Annotated in this window: 15 protein-coding genes; 3 read left to right on the top strand and 12 right to left on the bottom strand. The window is 61.3% G+C overall.

Annotated elements, in window-relative coordinates; genetic code table 11:
- Nucleotides 1–53 precede the first annotated feature (53 nt).
- The 3 genes from BUA26_RS12940 to BUA26_RS12930 all read right to left on the bottom strand — a co-directional run bounded on the left by BUA26_RS12940 (nucleotide 54) and on the right by BUA26_RS12930 (nucleotide 7,401).
- On the bottom strand, nucleotides 54–1,895 hold the full coding sequence (locus BUA26_RS12940; protein ID WP_218587817.1) for a glycoside hydrolase family 2 protein: 1,842 nt from the start codon (nucleotides 1,893–1,895) through the stop codon (nucleotides 54–56).
- Nucleotides 1,896–1,959: 64 nt separating this feature from the next.
- On the bottom strand, nucleotides 1,960–4,356 hold the full coding sequence (locus BUA26_RS12935; protein WP_072761235.1) for a GH92 family glycosyl hydrolase: 2,397 nt from the start codon (nucleotides 4,354–4,356) through the stop codon (nucleotides 1,960–1,962).
- Between the two features lie 144 nt (nucleotides 4,357–4,500).
- Entirely contained in the window at nucleotides 4,501–7,401 is a 2,901-nt protein-coding gene (locus BUA26_RS12930) for a TonB-dependent receptor (RefSeq protein ID WP_255368324.1), read from the bottom strand.
- Here BUA26_RS12930 and BUA26_RS20750 point away from each other — a divergent pair.
- Nucleotides 7,391–7,657, top strand: coding sequence for a hypothetical protein (locus BUA26_RS20750; protein WP_255368323.1), 267 nt, complete (start codon nucleotides 7,391–7,393; stop codon nucleotides 7,655–7,657). The genes BUA26_RS12930 and BUA26_RS20750 overlap by 11 nt on opposite strands.
- 892 nt (nucleotides 7,658–8,549) lie before the next feature.
- On the opposite strand, the gene BUA26_RS12925 is transcribed toward BUA26_RS20750, so the two are convergent.
- On the bottom strand, nucleotides 8,550–9,746 hold the full coding sequence (locus BUA26_RS12925; RefSeq protein ID WP_072761233.1) for a serine hydrolase domain-containing protein: 1,197 nt from the start codon (nucleotides 9,744–9,746) through the stop codon (nucleotides 8,550–8,552).
- 109 nt (nucleotides 9,747–9,855) lie between these two features.
- Between BUA26_RS12925 and BUA26_RS12920 the strand changes: the two genes are divergently transcribed.
- Complete coding sequence (locus BUA26_RS12920; RefSeq protein WP_255368322.1) at nucleotides 9,856–10,314, top strand: MarR family winged helix-turn-helix transcriptional regulator; 459 nt, start codon at nucleotides 9,856–9,858, stop codon at nucleotides 10,312–10,314.
- 286 nt (nucleotides 10,315–10,600) lie between these two features.
- The gene (locus BUA26_RS12915) at nucleotides 10,601–11,425 is read left to right on the top strand and encodes a carboxylesterase family protein (RefSeq protein ID WP_072761231.1); all 825 of its coding nucleotides are present in this window, start codon (nucleotides 10,601–10,603) and stop codon (nucleotides 11,423–11,425) included.
- A 58-nt stretch (nucleotides 11,426–11,483) separates the two neighbouring features.
- Here the strand turns inward: BUA26_RS12915 and BUA26_RS12910 are convergent, their stop codons facing one another.
- From BUA26_RS12910 to BUA26_RS12875, 8 genes are all read right to left on the bottom strand, one after another.
- Nucleotides 11,484–11,684 carry a hypothetical protein gene (locus BUA26_RS12910; RefSeq protein WP_143154268.1) on the bottom strand — a complete coding sequence of 67 codons (201 nt, stop codon included), beginning with the start codon at nucleotides 11,682–11,684 and terminating at the stop codon, nucleotides 11,484–11,486.
- Between the two features lie 91 nt (nucleotides 11,685–11,775).
- Nucleotides 11,776–12,129, bottom strand: coding sequence for a UBP-type zinc finger domain-containing protein (locus BUA26_RS12905; protein WP_072761229.1), 354 nt, complete (start codon nucleotides 12,127–12,129; stop codon nucleotides 11,776–11,778).
- Between the two features lie 196 nt (nucleotides 12,130–12,325).
- Nucleotides 12,326–12,637 carry a GNAT family N-acetyltransferase gene (locus BUA26_RS12900; protein WP_072761228.1) on the bottom strand — a complete coding sequence of 104 codons (312 nt, stop codon included), beginning with the start codon at nucleotides 12,635–12,637 and terminating at the stop codon, nucleotides 12,326–12,328.
- Nucleotides 12,638–12,737: 100 nt separating this feature from the next.
- Nucleotides 12,738–14,327 (bottom strand): MFS transporter, encoded by a 1,590-nt coding sequence (locus tag BUA26_RS12895; RefSeq protein WP_072761227.1) that lies wholly within the window; start codon nucleotides 14,325–14,327, stop codon nucleotides 12,738–12,740.
- Between the two features lie 59 nt (nucleotides 14,328–14,386).
- The gene (locus tag BUA26_RS12890; RefSeq protein WP_072761226.1) at nucleotides 14,387–15,763 is read right to left on the bottom strand and encodes an FAD-containing oxidoreductase; all 1,377 of its coding nucleotides are present in this window, start codon (nucleotides 15,761–15,763) and stop codon (nucleotides 14,387–14,389) included.
- 97 nt (nucleotides 15,764–15,860) lie between these two features.
- Nucleotides 15,861–17,543: an FAD-dependent oxidoreductase gene (locus BUA26_RS12885; protein ID WP_255368319.1), complete on the bottom strand. Its 1,683-nt coding sequence runs from the start codon at nucleotides 17,541–17,543 to the stop codon at nucleotides 15,861–15,863.
- A gap of 144 nt (nucleotides 17,544–17,687) precedes the next feature.
- Nucleotides 17,688–18,509: an alpha/beta fold hydrolase gene (locus BUA26_RS12880; RefSeq protein ID WP_083572996.1), complete on the bottom strand. Its 822-nt coding sequence runs from the start codon at nucleotides 18,507–18,509 to the stop codon at nucleotides 17,688–17,690.
- A 490-nt stretch (nucleotides 18,510–18,999) separates the two neighbouring features.
- Nucleotides 19,000–19,518 (bottom strand): Dps family protein, encoded by a 519-nt coding sequence (locus BUA26_RS12875; protein WP_072761591.1) that lies wholly within the window; start codon nucleotides 19,516–19,518, stop codon nucleotides 19,000–19,002.
- Nucleotides 19,519–19,557 lie beyond the last annotated feature (39 nt).

Raw genomic sequence — 19,557 nt, 5'->3', positions numbered from 1 at the left:
CAGCCTGGAAGCCGATCTTTCCAGAGGTTTCTCCAACAAGCCACACGCGGGCCTCAGGGCTGCGCGCCGGCGCGTATCGTCTCCTCATTGATCGCGCGCACCTTGACCTCATCCACCTTCTCGACTTTGCGGTCGTAGGTGTACAAGCCGTTGTGCTCGCCCTCGACATCGGTGATCTGGGTGTAGACGCTGCCGGACATGCCTTTGGCCACACCCTTGTCGCGCAGCACGGCGGTATTGGCGACGTAGCCGGCGTTCAATGCGTCGTGATCCTTCACTGCGCCGTAAGGGTTGATCGGCGTGTTGGGCCAGACATGGCCGGGAATGCCCAGGGTCAGGCCGCCGTGCTCGCCGTCGATGGCGGCGCGCTCTGCGTCCGGGCTGGGCAGGCCGGGGCCCTGGTAGTCATGTACGTCGTAGACGTCGCCGGCGTGCGGGTCGCCCTTGGTGTCGCAACAGTTGGCGCCGCTGCGCGCATCGACCAGGCGCGACGGGTCGAGTTGCTTGATCTGCGCGGCCAGTTCGGCGGCGGCCGGAATGCTCCACTGGCCCCAGCCCTCGTTGAACGGAATCCAGCCGATGATCGAGGTTTCGCCCTCGAGCTGCTCGACGATGGACGAGACATCGGCGCGGAAGGCGGTCTTGTCGGCGGCGCTGAGCTTGTCGTTGCGATCGGTCGGCAGCGCCGGCATGTCCTGCCATACCATCAGGCCGATGCGGTCGGCCCAGTAATACCAGCGTGCCGGTTCCACCTTGATGTGTTTGCGGATGGTGTTGAAGCCCAGGTCTCTGGTCTTCTGTATGTCGAACTTCAGCGCCGCGTCGGTGGGCGCGGTGTAGATGCCGTCCGGCCAGTAGCCCTGGTCCAGCGTGGCCAGCAGGAAGGTCGGCTTGCCGTTCAACACGATGCGGTTGCGCCCGCCTACCTTCTCGACACCGATGGAGCGCAGGCCGGCATAGCTGGTCACTTCGTCGCGTTGATCGCCCTGCGTAAGCGTGGCCTTGAAGGTGTACAGGAAGGGATCCTGCGGGCTCCACAGGCGCGGATGCGCGATGGCCAGATGCAGCGGTTGGCCGGCTGCACCACTCGCCTCACCTACCGCCTTGCCATCCGCATACGCGGTGACATGCAGCGTGGCGCGCTCGCTACGGCCATCCAGCTTCGAAGTGACTGCGAAGGCATCCAGAGTACGGGCCGGTGTGAAATTCAGCTGCGCCAGGCTGATGGCCGGCACCGGCTCCAGCCATACCGACTGCCAGATTCCCGAGGCCGCCGTGTAGAAGATGCCTTCGGGTTTCAGCCGCTGCTTGCCGACCATCACGTTGGCGGCGTCCACCGGCGCATGCACGGCGACGATGATCTCCTGCGCTCCCTGGGGGCGAATCGCCGACGTGATGTCCGCACTGAAAGATGTATAGCCACCCGCATGGCGCGCTATCTGCGTACCGTTGACGTAGACCGTGGCGTCGTGGTCCACCGCACCGAAATTCAGCCGCACGTGCTGGCCATGCGCGGTGAAGGCAGCCGGGATGTCCACCAGCCGGCGATAGAACATGAAGTCCGAATGCTTTTGCACGCCCGAGAGCACGGACTCGATCGGATACGGCACCAGAACATGCCCCTTCAGCGTCTGGCCGAACGGCGGCTTGCCCTGCCCGTCATCCGGCGCGTATTGCCAAAGCCCGTTGAGACTCATCCATTGCGGATGCTCCAGCGACGGGCGCGCCAGCTGCGGGCGCGGGTACTCGGGCAACGCGTTGCGGGGCGACACCTCGGTCGTCCACGGTGTCGCCAAGGGCGCCACCTTGCCGTTCCAGATGGTTGTCTGCTCCGGTGCCGCCATCGCCATCGAGGCGAAGCTCATCGCCATGGCCATGTTCATCAAGGCACTCATGCCTCGGATCCCGATGTTGCTCGTCATTCGCACTTCCTCATGAGACGTTGCAATACCCCGGCGATCATGGCCGCTCCACCGACATCGACGGCGGCGCATCGTGCGGGTCCCCACCCCAGGCCTTGTTCGGCTCGGGCCCCATCGTGAGCACCAACGTGGCGCCGTTCGCGATGTCGGCATAGCTGAACCAGGGTTTGGTCCACGGCTTGCCGTTGAGCGTAGCGGACTTGATGTATATGTTCCGGGCCGAGTTGTTGCGCGCGACGATCTCGAAGATCTTGCCGTTGCCCATGCGCAACCGGATCCGGTCGAAGATCGGACTGCCGATGACGTAGTCGGGACTCGAAGGGTCGACCGGATAGAAGCCCATCGCGCTGAGCACATACCACGATGAAGTCGAGCCCTGGTCGTCCATGCCGGGAAAGCCGTAGCCGCTGGCGTCGCTGCCGTACAGCTCGGCGAGGATGCGACGTGTCAGCGCCTGCGTCTTCCAGGGCTGGCCGCTCCATGCATAGAGGTAGGCCGCCTGCTGGTCCGGCTGGTTGCCCTGCACGTACTGCCCGATCATGCCTGTGCAGTCGCGGCAGATGCCTTGGGGCTGGTAAGGCGTGGAGAAAAAGGCATCGAGCTTGGCGTTGAATGCATCGCGGCCGCCGAGCAGATTCATCAAGCCTTGCACGTCGTGCGGCACCAGCCACAGCGTGGACCAGCCCGAGGCTTCCTTCATCATGAAGTTGTAGTACGGCTCGCCCGGATCGAACGGCGAGATCCACTTGCCATCCGCGGTGCGGCCGCGCATGAAGCCCACCGACGGATCGAATACGTTGCGGTAGTTCGTGGCGCGGCGCATGAACATCTGGGCGTCGTCCGTCTTGCCCAGACGACGGGCGACATCGGCCAGCGCATGATCGTCCCAGGCGTATTCGAGCGTGGTGGCGACGCCTGCCTTGCCACCGGCATACGGCGGGCTGGGATTGCCCGGCGGCACGATGTCGGCGATCCAGCCGTTCTTCATGTATTCGGTGAGGTAACCGCGCGGCCCCTTCGGGTCGGTCGCATTCTTGCGCAGATACGTGTACGCGGCGGCGTAATCGAACGGGATGCCGCGCTGCCATGCTCCGTCGTAGAGGAATACGGCATGGTCGCCGTGGAACGACGTGTCCATGTAGCCGCGTTCGCGCGCACGGTCCAGCTCGGAGTGCATGATGTCCTGCACGACGTCCGGCTCGAGCAGCATCAGCAGCGCGATCTGGTTGCGGCCGGTATCCCAGAAAGGCACCGGCCCGTAGCGATCGTAGGTGGCGACCTGGGCGTGGCCGTCCGCGTCGGTGAAGCGGGCGCCCTTGCGCGCGATCAGCCGTGGGCTGGCGAACGAGTGATACAGCGTCGAGTAGAACAGCATGCGCTGCTTCGGCGTGCCGCCGGCGACTTCGACACGATCGAACAGTTGCGCCCAGGCCGCGCGCGCCTGGGCGTGCACGCGTTCGAAATCCCAGCCGCCAGCCTCGGCGTGCAGACGCTGCTCGGCTTCCTCGGCACTGTGGCCGTGGGCGATTCTCACGAGCACCTGCTCGCCAGAACGCGTGTCGAAGGTGACGTAGGCGCCTGCATAGCTGCCGGAGACCTTGCGGCGGGCAGCCTGCACGTCCTCGCCACCGAGCCCTTCGCCTTTGTCGCTCAGGTTCGCGCGGAAGGTGCCGAAGCCCGCGAACGGACGCGAGAATTCCGCGACGAACCAGGCGCCGTCCGAGTCGCGCTCCGCGCGCCCCTCCTCGGCGACGCCGCGAATGGTGTGGTCATCGACCACCTCCACGTTGCCCCCGGCGCGGCGCAGATTGACCACGACGTTCGAGCGATGGCTCGCCGGAAAGGTGAAGCGGATCAGGCTGGTCCATTGCGTCGCCGTCAGCTCGACACGGGTGTGGAATGTGGCGAGGTCGACCGCATAGTAGCCGGGCGATGCCTTTTCACGCGCCTTGTCGTAGTACGACGGCGCATAGTCCGGCGGTACGGTCCAGTCACCGACCACCGGCATGATCATCGGCGCGGCGCGGGCGCCGTAGGTCGAGCCGCCGCCGGTGAAGCCGATCATCGTCGGACGGCCGTAGGCATAGGACGCGGCGACGCCCGTGGGATAGCTGAGATCGGCGTTGATGTTGACCGGCGCCGCCTCGGTGGAACTTTGCGGCAAGCTCGCACCCGGCGACGTCATGCCCGAATACAGCGGCTCGCCCGGCGGTGGTGCGTTGCCGATCAAGGCCTGCCTATCCAGTGGCTCGGTACCGACCAAGGGGTTGGCCTCATCGACGGCTGACATTGCGGATGGAGGCGTGCTGCCATTCCTGGCATGGCCCGCGCCGATGCTTCCGGCCGCGAAGATCGCCAGCACGATGGCCATGCCGGCGCGCCGGTCGAAAAAGGCCGAAGCGCGACGACGAAGGCGTGCGAGAGAGGAGTTCATGATCTCTTCCTGTTGCGGAGTGAAGGCGCATCCGCCTCCGTGCGCGTGGCAACTCTCTCCTTCTCCCCGGCTGAGAGAAGGAGAAAGGCGGAAGGCCGGCCGGCTGCAGGGTCAGGCAAGAAGCCCGACCCTGCCCGCCCTCTTTCAACCACCATCGCCGAACTTGTATGTCAGGCCCACGTAGTACTGGCGCCCGGCATACTCCAGCTCGTACAGGCGTGCCGTCGTGTCGCCGCCCAGGTATTGGCGAGGCATGGAACGCGTCAGGTTGATGATCGACGCAGTCACCATCAGGTGCTTGTTGAACTCGTAGTCGCCATTCAAGTCGAGCTGGTGGTACGGCCGCGTATAGATCGGCAGGCCCGACGACAAGCCCTGCATGGTCCGGCCCGTCCAGTTATTGGTGGCGCGAAGCAGGAGTCCATTCTTTTCATAGAACAACGACACGTTCGCCGCGTACTTGGCGCTGCCGATCAGCTCCGACTTGCCCACCTGGGTGTCGCCGAGCGAAACGGGAGTTTCGTTGGTCTTGTTGAGCGTGTAATTGGCGATGTAGCCAAAGCCCGATTTGAAGGTGTGCTGCGTGTAGAGCTCCACGCCCTTGGAGGTGCCCGAGCGGCCGTTGGCATTGGTGCTGTACTGCATGAAGTTCTGTTCGGTGCCACCGACATTCACCGTGATGTTGTTGACGGTGACCGGTACGACGAAGTTCTTCACCTTCTTCTCGAACAGATCTAGGCCGACGACCGATTCGGGCGCGTAGTACCACTCGCCCGCCAGGTCGAACTGGGTGGCCGTGAACGGCTTCAGATCCGCGTTGGCGCCGCTGCCGTACCACCCGGGCAGAGGTGCGCCGAACTGCTTGCGATCGTTGTAGTAGGCCTGGGTGTTGTCGGTGAGGCTGCCCAGCTGGGCCAGGTCGGTGTAATTGGCACGTGCCATCGCCTGCGACCCGGCCGCGCGCAGCACGAAGTCGTTCGCGAAGGTCCACGCGACGTTGAAGCTGGGCAGGAGCTTGTTGTACCGCTTGGAGGTAGAAGCGTTGGAGAACGTCTGCACCACCGACTGCTCGCGCGGCAGGTACTGGAAATCGCCCGGTGCGCACGGACCGCCACCGGCGTTCACGCCATTGGCCGGACAGATCAGGATGTTGCCGTTCGCGTCGTGGTAATACACCGCATTGTTGGTGGTGATCTCGTCGGCGACGGTGAGGTCTTGCTTCGTGCTGACAAAGCGAAGGCCCACGTTGCCTCGTAGCGAGCCCGTATCGAAGTTCGCCTGAACGTAGGCGGCCGAGATCTTTTCCCGGATCGTCGACTTGTCTTCGGGATGGTTGTACGCCACCCGGTCGTAGGTGGAGTTGAGGTGGTTGTAGTAGGCCGGGAAATTGATCGCCGGGAAGGTGTTGTCGTTGTAGGCCTCGGTGTTGCCGTCGAGCGAGTTCGGCAGGAGGAAGCCCGCCGGCAACTGGCCGGCATTCGGATCGCAGGACTGGAACTGCAACGTAGTGCCCTTGCAGTACCAGCGCAGTTCGTTGCCCTGCTGCTCGGCATGGTTGTCGCGGTACTTGACGCCGAACTGCAGCGATTGCATCCAGCTGTCCTCGAAGGCCCACGTGAAGTCCGCCTGGGCGAAATTCTGCGAGGTGCTGGTATTGACCATGTTGGAACCGGTCGAGCCAAGGTCCACCTGTCCCGCACCGGCGAGCATGTTCTGCAGCACGTTCGGCGAGGCCGTGAGGGTCGGCTTGCCGTTCAGCGTCCATGCGGCTCCGTTGCTGCCGTCCACCCACTGGCCATTGACGAAGTTGCGCGGCTTGGCGGCCATGCCCAGTTCCACCGAGGGGCCGCCCGTCGCCCATGTGCGGCCTACGTTGAACGATCCGCTGAGGCTGCCGCCGTTGTCCCACTCGCCTTCGAGGTTGAGGGTTTGCGAGGTGGCCTTTTCGATGGAGTAGTTGCCGTTGAGCCACGGTATCTCCGTGGAACAGACGTCCACCGGCTGTCGTTGCGCGCCGGTGACGGGGTTGGTCAGCGAGTTGCAGCCCGTACCTGCGGGCGGAAGCACGTAGTTCGCACCGGTGACGACAGTGTGCGACGGGTCGAACGTCAATCCATTGGGAGCGAGCAGCCTGCCCTGCTGGTCCGCGTAGCTGCCGGTGGGCAGGCCCCACTCGGGTACCTCCAGGGTGTTGGTGATCTGGGTCTGCTGCCGCTGGAAGCGGAAGTAATTGCCCGTCAGCAGAAAATGATCGCTGGGCTTGAGTTGCATGGTGGCCTGGAGACCCTTGGTCTTCAGGTCCAGCTGGTTGCGGCTGGTGGCGAACTGCTGCGGCATCCAGTAGCCCGAATAGCTGTTGCCGGCCTGGTCGGTCACGCCGCCACCCGGCCACAGGGCGAGGTTGGATGCCACCGCACTGTCGTACTGCTGCCCATGCACGTTTACCGGCGGTTCGGTGCACGTCGCCTGGTCGGTGCAGTTGTTGGCCCACCAGTGCCAACTCGACGCATTGGCCGTGTAATCGATATCCCGGCGCTTCTGGTACGACCCCGCGACCAGGACGCCGAAGGTCTGGTCCTTGTTTTTCCACGACCACAGCGCCGAGACTTGCGGAGTGATCTTGCTGCTGTTGTCGGAGCCCGCGCCATTGACGGACACGAAGCCGTCGTTCGCCTTCATCTCCAGCGGGCGGCGCGTGCGCAGGTCCACGTTGCCGCCGATGCCACCTTCATCCAGACGCGCTTCCAGGCTCTTGTAGAGCTTGATGTCCGAAAACATGTTGGCGGGCATCATCGAGTAGTTGAACGACCGCGTCAGGCCGGCCGAGGTATCGGCCGAGGCCACGTAGTTGCCGTTCAATTCAGTCAGCGTCAGCTCGGGCGCAAGGCCTCGAATGCTGACCGTCTTGCCTTCGCCCGACTCGCGGGTGATGACCACGCCGGGCACATGCGCCAGGGCATCGGCGATGTTCTTGGCGGGGAACTGCGCGATGTTCTGCGCGTTGATGACCTCGACGATGGAATTGGAATCGCGCTTGTCCTGCATGTTCTGGTCGACCGACTGGCGAAAACTCGTGACGACGACCGTTTGGAGCGTAGTGGGATTGGTTGCGTTCCCGGTTTTCTCTTTTTTGGCTTTCTTGTCTTTATCGGACGCCGGCGCTGGCGTCGGTGTTGTCGTTGAGGTTGAAGCAGGCGCAGATGTCTGTGCAAAGGCGACCGCGGGTATTCCCAGGCAGCCGCCAAATGACAAGGTCGCCAAGGCGAGTGCGGCGTACAACGGCTTGCGCGTAAACGCGTGAGGCAGATAAGTCATCTTTCTTGATTCCCATACTTGGTGCGCCGTTCAGAGCCGGCGCGGTGACCCCCCGTTTGATCACTGCTGCGATGCACGATCTGTTACTGCAGGTGTCCTCCTCCCTCTCGAATTGGATCGATCTAAAATTTCGGCAGCCAACAAGCGCCAGGCTCGTCAGCGATGGAAGTTTCAAGGCACCGGATGCGCTTGCGATCGCCGCTCGACGGAGTGAACACATCGACGGAAACGGGTGATCGCCACCCCGGAACTCATGCGGAGAACACGGTGGCAACCATGCCCGCTCCTGGCAACAGCCCTCACGAACGCGGGCACGCATGCTGTGCAGGGGCTTGTCATCACGGGAATACGGACGGTTTCTGGTTTCATGCGGCGCTTCCCATTCCTTCCAACCGGTCTGGCGGGAAACAGCGACATCTCGGGCGGCGCGTGATGCGCGGTCCTTAGCCCTCCCCGCCTCACTCCAAGTCGATCAGATCCTTCGCAAAGCGATATGACCCGAATTGCTCTTGACTTGGATCGATCTAAATCCCCTGAGAGCGATTAAGACGCCGAAGACGCGGGGTGTCACGCTGCAACGCAAAAAAAATCCAGCTTGCGATCGTAGGCTGTGCGAGGCTGTCGCCAGTTGCTACCGGCGATCTCGTTTCGGCATGCATGAGCCGGCCCGCCGACTACTCGGTCGCTGGTCTTCCTCTGACGTTCGTTCAATCGCCTGGCGATGGCGTTGACCTTTGCTTGCGAGATGCCCGACACACGATCGAGTAAGTGGCGCCGGCAGAAATCTCGGCGCTCAGGGTCTCTCGGAGGCTCGCTCCGGTCGTTGCTCTGCCCCGCAAGGTAAATCCAGGCTGCGACCTGATAACGCCTCTCGAGGGTTAGCCACCCTCTCCCATGCCTAGTAGTCGACTGGCGATATTTTTCATGGCCGTTTTGCTTTCGGTCGTAGCCGTTGCATTGGCAAACAGCGCGACGCCTGTTCGCGTCTGGGGTGCGATATAGACCGCCGTGAAGACGCCCGGGTCACCACCCCAGTGATTCGGCGTCACGGTACCGTTAAACCGCGAAGCCATCCAGCCGAGCCCTTGGCCAGTCAGCCAATCGGGCAGCCCCGCGGGTTTCTGCATGTCGAGCATCTGCGCCATGGTTTGCGTCCTGAGGATCCGGGCGCCAAGGGCGCTGCCGCCGTTGGCGGATGCAGCCACGAAACGAATGAAATCCGCGATGGAGGAACGAAGCATGCCGGCGGGCCAGTCGGGGAAACCCACGGGCTTCACCGCGGTGAGGACACCGTCGACCATGTCGTAAGGCGTTGCCACCTGGGCCGCAGGGGTGTCACTCAGGGTCCAATGGGTATGGTGCATCGCCAGCGGCGCATATATCCGTCTGTGGGTCTGTTCGCGCATGTCTTCATTGCCTATACGGCCGGCGAGATAACCCAACAGGCCATAGCCGACATTGCTGTAATCCCACGTCGAGCCAGGCGCCACATTTGCGAAGCACTTCTCGCTGGAGTAGGCCCGACCGCCCGGCACAAGATACTCCTTCAGGAAATCGGCCAGCGGCAGCGTCGCATCGCGGCCCTGCTCTCGAAAGTCGACCTCATAGTATTTCGCGTCCGAAATACTGGAGGTATGCATCAACAGATGACGAAAGGTGATCGGCGCATCCGGGTGGCGCGGATTGGCCACAGGGAAATCAAGATGACGAGCGACGGGTTCGTCCATGCTCAATCGCCCCGCTTCGGCGAGCTGCATGATAGCCGTAGCGGTCACCGTCTTGGTGACGGAGGCGAGGTGGAACAGCGTCTCCGCCGTTACCGGCCGCCGCCGATCGATATCGGCATAGCCATAGCCCCGCGCCAGGCGCACGACGCCCGCTCGCGCCAAGCCCACGGCCAATCCCGGAATCTTGGCCAAGCGCATTTGTTTCGCGACGAAAGCGTCGAAGGTGGGAGAACTCTCGATGAGCCTGTCCAGTTGCCTGCCGAAGGAAGGCAGTACAAAGGCGGCAAGCCCGGCTGCCAGCAGCCTGCGCCTACTTATCAGGAGAAAGTCGGGATCACGACAGGTCACGTTTCTGCCTCTCTCGGGCGATCAGCGGTAGGCTTGCATGATATTCGTAGGCGCCTACATAATGTCAAGGAACTCAAGACGGGTATGTTGAATGGACTATGTAAGAGGCTTGGCGGGTGCCGGCATTGGCGCGCGGCTTAGACGGCTTTCGGAGAGCATCGATGGTGATGCGGCCCGCGTGTATGCCGCGCTGGGAATCGAATTCGAGCAACGTTGGCTTGGGGTGCTCAATCAGCTGGCGCTCAATGGCCCTGCTACCGTCGGTGAACTGGCATCGACGCTGAGAATCACCCATGTCTCGGTCAGCCAGACGCGACATTCGCTGGAAAGAGCGGGCCTTGTCGATTCCCAGGCCGACGCGACGGATGCGCGGCGGCGCAGGCTGGCACTCACCGCCGCCGGGCGGCGCCTGGTCCGCCGGCTACAGCCACTGTGGCAATCCTTCGAAGAAGCGGCGCTGGACCTCACGGCAGAAACAGGCCAGCTGATGGCATGCCTTGACCGGCTGGATGACGCGCTGGAACGACAGTCGATGTTCGAGCGGATCATGACTCGTATGAAGGACTGAGTATCCGGATGCAGCCGCGCGAATGGATGGTTTGTCCATCGTGCGCGATGGAGTGACTCTGGGCGCCAACGGCTCGAGCACGAGGAGGCCCAGGATATCTTCGGCAGGTTCGGGCCTTCACGACTGGCGTGCACAAGCCGTCGGCCCTCGGGACTATTGAAGCAACTAATGCTGCTTAGTGACATGCGGAGTTTCGGTGCCGCGAAATCCAAGAAGCGGCACATCTTGAGTGGCATCTGGCCTCGCGAGGCGTGGTGCTACACCAACCGTTATCTGGAGCTGAGAAATGACGATTCGTAGGTACGCAGTAATTCTCGTCTACGCACTGGTTACTGGCTGTACGTCCAGTGCTGTTCAACAAGAGCGTATCCAAGGTATACGGCCATTAGGCAAGAACGTCTTTGAATCCGTTTCGGCAAATGAGTTTCAGGGCGAGAAATTCCAAGCACCTGACGGAACGACTGTTTCCTACCGACTACTTGCTCCTTCGCACCTTAAGGCCGGAACTATCTATCCACTCATTCTGCAACTCCATGGGTCGGGTGGTATAGGCGAGGACAATGTGAGCCAACTTGATCGCCTAGCAAAAAGCTGGGCCATGCCGGAAGTGCGTGAGCGCTACCAAGCCTTTGTTCTTATTCCACAGTTTCATATCAGGAGTGCCAACTACGGCCCTGTTACGCCAGACCAAAAATCCGAGCCGTCCGAAGCGCTGAAATCTGCAATGGAGTTGGTGAAAGATTTTTCTTCTCGCCACCCAGTGGATCAGTCGAGAACATATGCCGTTGGATTTTCCATGGGGGGATCGGCCGCGTGGCTTTCACCCATGCTGGAGCCATCTCTCTTCGCCGCAATTGTTCCGATTTCCGGCATTGCGCCAGATGATTCACTAGCAAGCATCTATAGAAACCTTCCCATCCTCGTCATCCACGGAGGCTCGGATAGCGAGAATCCCATAACGTCTGACCGTAGATTCTATAAATCCATCAAAGATGCAGGAGGACAGAAGATAGTGTTAAGGGAGTACGAAGGTCTCGACCATGACCTTCCGAGTGATATTTATCCCGGTTTTTGGTGGCGCGATTGGCTATTTGGGAAAACGCGCAGATAAATAAGCATGCACACATGCTACGTGCCGCGTAACGCAGCGACTGCGGTGCGGCTGGACATCAGCCAGCGTAGTCTGGCGCATCTGGAACGTTGTACTGCATCAGCAAGATGGCAATGCGTTGCCGCACCCAGTCCACATCCGTGGAACAGGCAGCCTCCTCGATAGGATCGGATTTTTCGTCGAACGCTTCCCAAAAATCCGAAGGTTCGGGGAATGCCTCGATCATGTCAGGAATACCCTTCCCGAGCTCGACGATCATCACTTCAAGTTCTTTGCGTGTCCGGCACATATCTCGCACTGGTTAATGGAGGTCAGGGCGCGTCCGAATCCCGTTGAGGGCACGCAGACCTTCAGTCATGCAATAGATCCATCCAGTTCGAAGGAACAGCGCCTGCAGGGCCTGGGACAGGCTGATGGCGCGGATGCGACAACGGAGGCGCTAGTTCGGGGCCATCGAAAAAGACATTCTGGCGATAGTCATAGAACCACGCTTCATCTGGTTCGTAGCTCGCTATGAACGGGTGACCCGTCGCGTGAAAATGTTTCGTTGCATGCTGGTTTGGCGATGCATCACAACATCCAACATGACCGCACTGAGCGCATCGCCTCAGGTGTAGCCACCAGTTGCCTTCTTTCAGACATTCAACACATCCGCTGCCGCTCGGCGGCACAGATGTGTCAATTTCACGAGAGCTTCGCGTCATACCCTGCTCCTCCGATGGCTGTAGAACCCATACCCTACGATTGCGAGAAGTCCGGGAGCAGCTTAAGCAGTCATCCCCTCCCCTCCTATACCTGAAACGGTAGCTTTCTCCTCACTTCTCATGTCGGTCTCCGACCACCTGCCGATCCGGGTGGAATCCACCGCGAAAAATCAGCGCTCACTTCCGGCGTAAGAGGCTATGCGAGCCCCAGCATTTTTCGACCCTCTGGCGCCAACAGATCGTGGGTTTCCGGATGACTCTTCATATAGGCCGCAAACATGGGGCATTGGGGAACGACACTCCAATGATGTTCTCGCGAATCCGCGAGCGCCGTGCGTATCAACTGCGTGGCGATACCCCGGCCACGGAGAGCGACTGGCACGACGGTGTGTATGAAAGTAATGGTCTGGCCGTCGATGCTGTAGGTCGCAACGGCGACTTCGCCGTCAACCTCTGCCTCGAATCGATGCGCAGACGAGTTATTTTTGATCGAGATAGTCTTGTCCATCGTTCATGGTCTCCTTCACCAAGCTGATACGGTTGATTCACCGGTCGTTATCGATCACTTCCGGCAGAGCGACACGATGCTGCACATCGTCCGCTCAGGTTTAACCCTGCCCGCCAATGTAATGGCGTACGACAGGCGCATGACCCTCGTTCAAGAGGGCCTCGATGGCGGATTGCAGCCGCTGATCGTCACGCGAAACACGCTCATGTTGACGCAGATGTTCAAGCCAGGAGGCGATCATGAAGGTTTCGATGTAATCATCCGGATGCTCCGCGTTCTGAAAGATGCACCAGAAGATGGCACCGTTGCGGCGTCGGCCACGTCCCAATTCATGCATGGCTTTGAGAAATTCGGCACGGCATTCCGGGCGAACCGAATAGGAAACGTTGACCAGAGCTGGGCCGCGATCGCGAACGATCTCTTCGGAGACAATCGGCAAGGGCCAGTGCGCCGACGGCACGAGGTCATCCGGGTCCTTGCCTTTCAGGCCGATCTTCATGGTGGCTGCGGCTGACAGAGCCAGACCGAGCGACGCCGCAGACAGTGCCGACTGGATGCCCCAATGAGAGGCCGCCCAGCCCCACACCGCGCTGCCAACAACCAGCCCCGTGGAAAACGCGGTGATATAAATCGAAAGCGCGCGGGCACGCACCCATGAAGGAACCGTGGTTTGCGCCGAAACCTGCAAGGCCGACAGCACGGCGATCCAGCAGGCGCCGATGATCATCATCGCCGCACACGCGAAGACAGGGTCACGCAAGTAAGCCATCGATACCATCGTCAGCGCATAGAGCACGCTTGCGGCCAACACTTGCTGTTCCCGGCTGAGCCATGGCCGAAGCATCGGCAACAAGAGCCCGCCCACGATAGCGCCCAGCCCTGCACTGCCCAGCATCACGCCATAGATCGCGGGTCCCGCCTTGAGCTCGCCGCGCACATAGAGCGGGAGCAAAGACCAGGTGGCTGTGGCAAACAGAAAGAACAGCACGGCGCGCAGCAACACGCCACGGAAATCCGAAGAGTTGGCCACGTAGCGGACACCGGCGCGCAAGGCACCGAAGAACTGCTCCGCGGGCAGATCCGATCGGGTCGGCTCGCGCTTCCACCACAGCAATACGCCAATCACCGCCAGGAAGGACAAGGCGTTCAACGCATACGCGGTAGCTGGACCGAGGCTGAGCAGGATGAGTCCGCCGATCGCCGGGCCAATCGCGCGGGAGGCATTGAACCCGATGGAAGTCATCGCCACGGCGGCAGGCAACTGTGCGGCTGGCACTACTTCGGGAGTGGTCGACGACATCGCCGGCATGCTCATGGCGGAACCGATGCCGAGCCCGAGCGTGAGCAGCAAGAGCAGCTCCGGCGTAAGCATATGTATCCACGTCGTTACCGAGAGCGCGGTCGCCACGATCAGCGTCCAGGATTGCGTGATGATCAGAAAGCGTCGTCGATCCACGATATCGGCGAGAGCGCCTGCGACCATGGCAAGCGCAAGAACCGGCAGCGACCCTGCGGTTTGTACCAATGAGACGAACAAGGGCGATGCCGATAGGGACGTCATCATCCAGCCGGACGTCGTGTCGTTGATCCAGGTACCGATATTGGAGGCAAGCGTAGCCACCCACAGCCAACGAAAGACAGTTGACTTGAAAGGCGCCCATACAGAGCCCACTGCTCGATCGTCGCTCATCGCACCCCAACATTCATGAGTGAGTACCTTTTCTTTTCCCACACTTGGACTTTTCCCATTTAGACCGCTCGAAGATCTTGCAGCACCGTCGGCAGCAACTCCGACACCGTCGGGTGGATATGCACGGCATGGGAGACGACGGTGTACGGCGATTTGGCGTACATCGCATCAAGCAGGCAATGAATGGCTTCATCGCCGTTCACGCCAAGAATGGCGGCGCCTAGCAATGCTTGAGTGGATCCGTCGACGACAACCTTCATGAAACCGACCGTCTCACCGCGCTCGATCGCCCGCCCTACCCGCGACATGGGCCTTGTACCGACCAGAACCCTGCGCCCGGATCGCCGTGCCTCCTGTTCGGTCATACCGACCCGGGCCAGCGGAGGATCGGTAAACAAGCTGTAGGCAAGGATGCGGTCCGAAATGCGCCGCTGGCCTCGATCGAGCACATCCGAGGCGACGATTTCGAAATCGTTATAGGCGGTATGGGTAAAAGCACCCCGCCCATTGCAATCGCCCATGGCCCATATGCCGGGCACATTGGTCCGGCAGTGCTCGTCGACCTCGATGTAACCATGCGTGTCGACAGCGACGCCCGCCTTGTCCAGGCCAAGGTCGTCCGTGTTGGGCCGGCGACCCACGGCGAGCAGCAAATGCGTACCCACGGCGTTCTCGCAAACTCTATTGCCCTGCGCCTTCACTCTCACCGCACCGGCGCCCCCTTCCAGCGCAATGCATTCAGCGCCCAGATGCACCGTGATGCCTTCGTCCTGAAGCAGCGCCAGAATGGATGTTGAAATGTCCTCGTCTTCGTGCGGCAACAAGCGCGCGGACCGCTCGACGATGGTCACCTTCGATCCGAAGCGGCGAAACATCTGCCCGAACTCCAGGCCGATATAGCTACCGCCGATAATTATCAGGTGCTCCGGCAAATCGCGAAGCTCCATCATGCCCGTATTGGTCAGAAACGGGACGGCATCGATGCCGGAGAGATCGGGCACTGCCGCACGTCCGCCGACATTGATGAAGAATGACTCTGCTTCGATGAGGTTATCGCCTAGCCGCAAAGCGGTCGCCGACTCGAAGCGGGCGTGCCCTTCCAGCAAGGTCACATGAGACATGTTGTGCAGCCAATGGTCGACACCATTGCGGGCTGCTCCTGAAATGCCCTGGGTCCGCTGCCAGACTTGTCGCATGTCGACGAGGGCGTCCCCAGCTTGCCGCACGCCGTACTCATGCGCGCGCCGCGACATGTGCGCTACGTAGGCGCTGGCCACCATGGCTTTGGTCGGTATGCACCCGGTATTCACGCAGGTACCACCCACCAGCTTTCGCTCGATCACGGCGACGCGCTTGCCTGCGCCGCTCAACTTTTCGGCGAGCGGTGGCCCTGCCTGTCCCGCGCCGATCACGACGGCATCAAAATGTTGGTTCATGAGACCTCCATGCATTTTGACGAAGAGTCATGTCATGCACTCTGGCGACCACGACGTAGCAGGGACGTGATTCATGCTGCGCCGAAACGGCTGGGTATCAACCCGCATCCGGATTCAGGAATGAGTGCACAGCCTGGATCACCACCGACCCTTCGCCGACACCGGACGCCACCCGCTTGACCGAGCCGCTACGCACATCCCCGACCGCAAAGATGCCAGGCTTGCTGGTCGCAAACGGCACGGAAGTAGGCATGCCTTCGCCATCGATGCCGGTGATGACGAAGCCTTTCGCATCGAGTGCGAGACAGCCATGGAGCCAGTCCGTGTTCGGTTCGGCCCCTACCATCACGAATACGTTGGCGACCGCCCGGGTTTCGCACGAGCCGTCGCGCCGTCCGGACCAGGTCACGTGTTGCAACCGGTCGCCTCCCTCGAGGCCCACGATCTGTGTTTCGGTATGTAGGGTAATCCGGGGCGATTGTTGGATGCGTCGAATGAGGTAGTCGGACATGGTGGCTGCCAACCCGGTACCGCGCACCAGCATATGCACATGCGCGGCGATGCGCGAAAGAAACACCGCCGCCTGTCCAGCGGAATTTCCCCCGCCCACCACAACGACTTCCTCGCCAGCGCAAAGCTTCCCTTCCATGGGCGTGGCCGCGTAGTGGATACCCTGTCCTTCATAGCGTTCGTAGTTGGGCACATCCAGCTTGCGATAGCGCGCACCCGTCGCGATCACGACAGCGCGCGCCGTCACTCGTTGTCCATCGTCCAGCTCCAGCTGGTAAGGCTGCGATGCACAGTGAAGGCTCATCACGTTGCGTGAGATGGCCAGGCGAGCGCCAAATTTCTGCGCCTGAATTTGCGCACGTCCCGCCAACGCCTGCCCGGAAATGCCGGTAGGAAATCCCAAATAGTTCTCGATCTTCGACGAGGTGCCCGCCTGACCGCCAGGCGCCAAGCCTTCGATCACGATGGTGTCCAGACCCTCCGAGGCGGCATATACCGCTGCAGCCAGGCCGGCCGGCCCGGCCCCCACCACGGCGACATCGTGGACGTGGCCGGGCTCGAGCGACTCAGTCAATCCCAGGCTATCGGCAAGCTCCGCCGTCGACGGATTCATCAACATCTGATGATCGGGTGAAACCACGACGGGAAACAAATGCGGCTGGACTTCGAACGTGTCGAGCAATCCTGCCGCCTTCGGGTCGAGGTCGGTATCGATCAGGCGATGCGGGTAACCGTTTCGAACCAGGAACCGCTGCAGCCGCAGCGTGTCCGCGCCGTGGCCGGGCCCTATCAGCACGACACCACCGATACCCTGCTGGATAATGTTCACGCGGCGAAGAATGAACGCCCGCATGATGATCTCACCAATATCGGGTTCTCCGCTGACCAGCCTGCGGAAGTTTTCGCGGGTGATACGGATCAGGCGGCTTTCAACCATCGTCAAGCCCGATACCAGGATCATGCGTTGATTGAAATGGTCGAGCTCGCCGGTGAATTGATGGCGCGTATGCGTGGTGATCTTCCGCGGATGGCCGTCATCGTCGAGATCGATGATTTCGATGCCGCCGTCCAGTACGAGAAAGAAATCCGCACCGCGTTGACCGCGCTCGAACAGAATCGTGCCGGCAGGCACCTGCTCGGCCTCGCCATAGGCCGCGACGCGTTCGGCCATCTCGTCGGTCAGGCGGGGAAATCGCTGCGCACCGCGCGTATCGGAGCCAGATTCAGGATTTGCCCCGATGTAGCTCGTGTCACGCATCTCGTCTTGCATAGTGCATCTCACTGTCCAGGATGAGCCGAGATGTCCATTATTAGGTATCGATCCATCATATTCCCTTGCGCCGCCGAACCAACGGCACGCCGCTGTCGGGCTTGAGCAACCGGTCGCGGAAACCGCGACCGGTACTTGGCTGGCCTAGGAACGGATGAACTCGAGCAAGTCGTTGTTGACCTGCTCCTGATGGGTCGCGGTCAGGCCATGAGGCGCCCCCGGATAGACCTTCAGCGTGGCGTGCTTGACGATCTTGGCGGAGAGGCGACCGGCATGGTCGATCGGCACGATCTGGTCATCGTCGCCGTGAATGACCAGCGTCGGCACTTCGACTTTCTTCAGGTCCGGCGTGTAGTCGACTTCAGAGAACTCCTTGATGCAGTCGTATTGGCCCTTGAGGCTGCCCATCATGCCCTGCATCCAGAAGGAATCGCGCATGCCCTGCGTCGCCTTGGATCCCGCCCGGTTCGCACCGAAGAAGGGGCCGGAAAGGTCCTTGAAGAACTGCGAACGATCAGCCAGGGTCTTCTGGCGGATGTCGTTGAACACTTCGATCGGCAGTCCACCGGGATTGGCGGCGGTCTTGACCATGATCGGCGGCACGGCACCGATCAGCACCAGCTTGGCCACGCGCGCATTGCCATGGCGTCCGATGTAGTGCGCCACTTCGCCGCCACCGGTGGAGTGGCCGACCAGGACCACGTTCTTCAGGTCCAGCTTTTCGATCAGCGCGGCGAGATCGTCGGCATAGGTGTCCATGTCATTGCCGTCCCATGGCTGGCCCGAACGGCCGTGACCGCGACGGTCGTGAGCGATAGTGCGGTAGCCATGCGAGCTGAGGAAGAGCATCTGTGCCTCCCACGCGTCGGCCGTCAGCGGCCAACCGTGGGAGAACACGACGGGCTGTCCCTTCCCCCAATCCTTGTAATAGATCTGCGTTCCGTCTTTGGCGGTAATCGTGGTCATGTCAGAGTGTCCATGTCGAGGTGAGGTAGGTGCGGCCTTGCCCTGGCCGGAAGCGCTTGCTGCGAATCCGGCTATGGGCAATGCCAGTGCTGCGGAAACCATTGCAGTGGTACCGAGAAAAGCACGACGTGCTGGATCGATGTCATGGCTGGAATCCTTCGACGACATACGGGATCTCCTGGTTCGATTCGTCGCTGCCTTGGGGGGCGTTTGCGTGACACTTCGTGCACGCGCCGGCAAGGCGACCGGCGCATGGTGGAACGCGAGGAATGATCCAGCGGGGCGACAAGATGCTGGCGTAGCGTTCATTGTCTTCAGTCAAGAACAGATGCGAAGACCTATCGAGGTAAACCTGATCTACTCGTCCGGGTAGTTGTACTTCTTGGACGCGAACGGATCTGCTGGCCGTAGTTGGTTCGGCGGCTGGATCACGACCGTCGCGCATTCGCATGGGCGGCCACCGCGCCATGAGAGGTGGCCGCCCATGGACTCAGGCATTCCGCCCGGACTCGAACAAAAACCACAGCCGACGCTCCGCCTCGTCCATCCAGTTCTCCAGCAAGCTGGCCGTAGCCACATCGCCGTATTCGTCGCAGAGACCATGCACCTCGCGCATCGTCGAAACGACGCGCGCATTGTCCTCGCGCAGCTCCGCCAGCATGTCGCCTGGCGAGACGAAGTCCGCGTCGTTATCGCTGAGACGCTGAAGCCTGGCGATATGCCCAATGGAACGCAGCGTGGTGCCGCCGATCTTGCGCACCCGCTCGGCGATCGGATCCAGCGTGGCGTAGATATCGTCCGCCTGCTCGTCCAGCAGCAGGTGATAGTCGCGGAAATGGGGTCCGGACATGTGCCAATGGAAGTTCTTTGTTTTCAGATAAAGCGCGAAGAAATCGGCAAGCAGCGCATTGAGTTCGCCGCCTATGTCGCGCCTTGCATCTTCACCCAACGTCGTGGGCGTGGTCAGCGGAGCTTTTCGCCGCTGTTTGGCCTTGCTCGTGTCTTTCATCATCGTCTCCTTCTGGTAAATGGAATATTGACGGCGTCA

Origin of the sequence: Rhodanobacter sp. OK091, assembly GCF_900142825.1 — a bacterium.
In the GTDB taxonomy this organism is placed as follows: domain Bacteria; phylum Pseudomonadota; class Gammaproteobacteria; order Xanthomonadales; family Rhodanobacteraceae; genus Rhodanobacter.
Note: the sequence above shows the minus strand (reverse complement) of the source record. Positions and strands in the feature narration are given on the sequence as shown.